The following is a 3,497-nucleotide window of genomic DNA, read 5'->3' as shown; positions in this document are numbered from 1 at the left end:
CCGCCACTATTGCATTGGCTAAGCTAATAAAAGAAAAACAGCCAAAGCTATATAACTTCTTTTTTGGTTTGCGTGGCAAAAAAGCCCTTGCTGAATTGGTTGATGTATTTAACATGACGCCGCTGGTGCATACCACGTCGCGCATACCTGCAACACAAGGCTGTACAAGCTGGGTTGCACCAATGAGCTTTCATCCGGTAAATAAAAACGCGGTTATTTGTTTTGATTTAACCCAAAATCCACAAGTACTCATTGATTTAAACGTAGAAGAGTTACGCAAACGCTTATACACCAAACGTGTAGATTTAGCCGAGGGTGAATTACCTGTTGGCTTAAAACTAGTGCATTTAAACAAGTGCCCTATTTTAGCCCCAGCTAAAACATTATTGCCTGAAAACGCCGCCCGCCTTGGGATTGACCGCGAGCAGTGCTTAGCTAATTTAGCTATTTTAAAAGCCAATACCGACCTTCGCGATAAAGTAACCGAAGTGTTTAACGAGCAAGGCGATTACAGCGCAACCACTAACGTTGACTACTTACTTTACGATGGGTTTACAAGCCATGCTGATAAAGCTAAATTTGCGATTATTCGTGATGCAAAACCAGATGAATTGGCTGGGTTGAAGTTAGACTTTGAAGATAAAAAGTTTAATACCTTGTTGTTTAGATACCGCGCCCGTAACTGGCCTGAAACGCTAAACCAGCAAGAGCTTGACCAATGGCGCCAGTATTGCCAAAACAAGCTAATGCACGGGGAAGATCAACCATCAATTAACGCGCAAGATTTTATGATCACCCTTGAAAACCTAGCGCATGAACATGACGACAGCGAAAAAAATCTTACAATTTTAAAGGCACTGTATAACTACGCACAAAGCATGTAATTTTGTTTGTATAACGCATTATAAACGCGACGCTTTAGCAATAAAGCGTCGCGTTTTTGTTTATAAATATCTGTACCACTTCAAACAAAGCAAAATCTATTTCACAAAGAGAAGCGAATGAGGAGTAAATGAGAAAACATAAAGACCAACAACAATCTTTTTTATCTATCGCTGCCTCTAAAAGCGCAGCGCCTCATAACCTCTTTGTGAATAAGTCACTTTTACGGTCTTTGCCCGTCACGCAAGCAAGCTTCGCGTCTACAAGTAAAACTCATATCGACACTTTGGCGGTAGACGTCAAGCTTGATCACGTGAAAAGCGTAGCTTTTAATTACTTAAATAAAAATCTATTTCACAAAGAGAAGCGAATGAGGAGTAAATGAGAAAATATAAAGACCAACAACAATCTTTTTTATCTATCACTGCCTCTAAAAGCGCAGCGTCTCATAACCTCTTTGTGAATAAGTCACTTTTACGGGCTTTGCCCGTCACGCAAGCAAGCTCCGCGTCTACAAGTAAAACTCATATCGACACTTTGGCGGTAGACGTCAAGCTTGCTCATGTGAAAAGCGCAGTTTTTAATTGCTTAAATAAAACACTATTCACAAAAGAAGCGCATGAGGAGTAAATGAGAAGACATAAAAACAATAACTTTTTAGATCTATTACTTCCTCTAAAAGCGCAGCGCCTCTAAACCTCTTTGTGAATAAGTCACTTTTACGGGCTTTGCCCGTCACGCAAGCAAGCTTCGCGTCTTGTATCTCTCATTGATAAATGATTAGCTATCATTTATCACATCGAAGTCAGTGAGCTTGCCTTCGCGTCTAGTATTTAATACTGCTCCGTAGATAAAGCCCTGACTTTCTATTCTCACAAACTGAATGGTATCCAAGCACGCTTTTATTTAAGTAGATGCTGTATGTACAAGGGGAGTAAGTAGAGATGATGTTTATCGGCATTGATATTAGTAAAGAGAAGATTGATTTATCGTGGTTGAGAGACCAACTTACAAATAAAATTAAAACAAAAGTCTTTAAAAACAAGCGCCAAGATTTTGTAACAATAGAAAAATGGCTTTTAAATACAACAAAAAGCGCTGCTAATGAGCTCGTTATCACCCTCGAACCAACGGGTGTTTATCATGAAGCACTGATGTATTTTTTATACGAGCAAGGCTTTAATATTATTTTAGCGAACCCTGGTAAAGCTAAAAAGTATGCAGACGCTTTAAACATAATTCATAAAACAGACAAATCTGATGCAACGATGCTTGCTCATTATGGCTGTGCCAAGCACGCAGTCGTTAATTATTGGCAACCTGAAGCATTAGCAATTAGAGAGCTTAAAGCCCTTATCCGTCGTTTAGATGCGCTTGAGAGTAACCGGCAACGAGAAGCGAACCGATTAGAAGCAAGTGAATTCAGCAACGTTTCTGCGCGTGTTTGCCAATCGATAAAAGTGACTATCGCGTTTTTAGACGATGAAATTAAACAACTTAAATCTGACATTGATAACCACATAGATAATGAACCTGATTTAAAAAGAAACAGGAAACTACTTGAGTCAATCCCTGGCATAGGGCCCGTATTATCGAGAGAGCTGACGTATTTGTTTGCGGCTAAAAAATTTAATAAAGCCAAAGAAGCGGCGGCTTATTGTGGATTAATCCCACGGCATAATGAATCGGGTAAATTAAAAGGGCGAACATCAATCAGTAAACTTGGCCCAGCCAGAATTCGATGTAAACTTTATATGGCAGCCGTTGTTGCTGGGCAATGGAATAAAACAATAAAACGACACAAGTTAACGTTAATAAATAATGGTAAAACACCAATGCAAGCTGTGTGTGCAAATATGCGAAAGCTAATTCATATATGTTTTGGTGTAATAAAAAACCAAGAAGCGTTTAAGCTCCAAGAAAGTTAAATACGACCTTGAAGCTTAAAATGAGAGATGGTATCTACAAATTAAACCCACAGTTAAACTTTGGCGGTAAACGTAGAGCTCGCTCACGTGAAAAGCATAGCTTTTAATTACTTAAATAAAACTCTATTCACAAAGAGAAGCGAATAAGGAGTAAATGAGCAAACATAAAACCAACAATAATCTTTTTTATCTATCACTGCCTCTAAAAGCGCAGCGCCTCATAACCTCTTTGTGAATAAATTACTTTACGGGCTTCGCGTCTACAGCGTTACTTTTTATGCAGTGCTTCAATGCGTGCTAGTAAGCTTGAGGTGTCGTATCTGCCACCACCGAGCGCTTGTACATCGGCGTAGTATTGATCGACCGTTGCAGTCATTGGTAAAGTAGCGCCATTGTTTTTAGCTTCATCGAGTGCAATGCCTAAATCTTTACGCATCCAATCTACGGCAAAACCAAATTCATATTCACCCGCCCACATTGTTTTGTAGCGGTTTTCCATTTGCCACGAACCGGCTGCACCTTTAGAAATGGTTTCTATTACTTTTTCACCATCAAGCCCAGCTTGCTTGGCAAAATGTAAGCCTTCGGCTAAACCTTGCACTACACCAGCAATACAAATTTGATTAACCATTTTACAAAGTTGTCCCGAGCCAACGCCGCCTAGTAATTGGCTAAAACGACTAAACG

At 39.6% G+C, this 3,497-nt stretch carries 4 protein-coding genes; 3 read left to right on the top strand and 1 reads right to left on the bottom strand.

Features of this window, described 5'->3' with window-relative positions:
- The 3 genes from sbcB to L655_RS0119200 form a co-directional block, all read left to right on the top strand.
- Positions 1–884: exodeoxyribonuclease I (sbcB, locus tag L655_RS0119215; RefSeq protein WP_024605984.1), on the top strand; the 884-nt coding region annotated here is incomplete at its 5' end.
- A gap of 379 nt (positions 885–1,263) precedes the next feature.
- Positions 1,264–1,512, top strand: a complete 249-nt coding sequence (locus tag L655_RS0119205; RefSeq protein WP_024605982.1) for a hypothetical protein — start codon at positions 1,264–1,266, stop codon at positions 1,510–1,512.
- A 314-nt stretch (positions 1,513–1,826) separates the two neighbouring features.
- Complete coding sequence (locus L655_RS0119200; protein WP_024597435.1) at positions 1,827–2,810, top strand: IS110 family transposase; 984 nt, start codon at positions 1,827–1,829, stop codon at positions 2,808–2,810.
- A gap of 268 nt (positions 2,811–3,078) precedes the next feature.
- On the opposite strand, the gene L655_RS0119190 is transcribed toward L655_RS0119200, so the two are convergent.
- A partial coding sequence (locus L655_RS0119190; RefSeq protein WP_024605981.1) for an NAD(P)-dependent oxidoreductase occupies positions 3,079–3,497 on the bottom strand: 419 nt, incomplete at its 5' end.

The organism is Pseudoalteromonas sp. TAE79 (genome assembly GCF_000498015.1).
In the GTDB taxonomy this organism is placed as follows: Bacteria; Pseudomonadota; Gammaproteobacteria; order Enterobacterales; family Alteromonadaceae; genus Pseudoalteromonas.
This window is presented reverse-complemented; position numbering and strand designations above follow the sequence as displayed.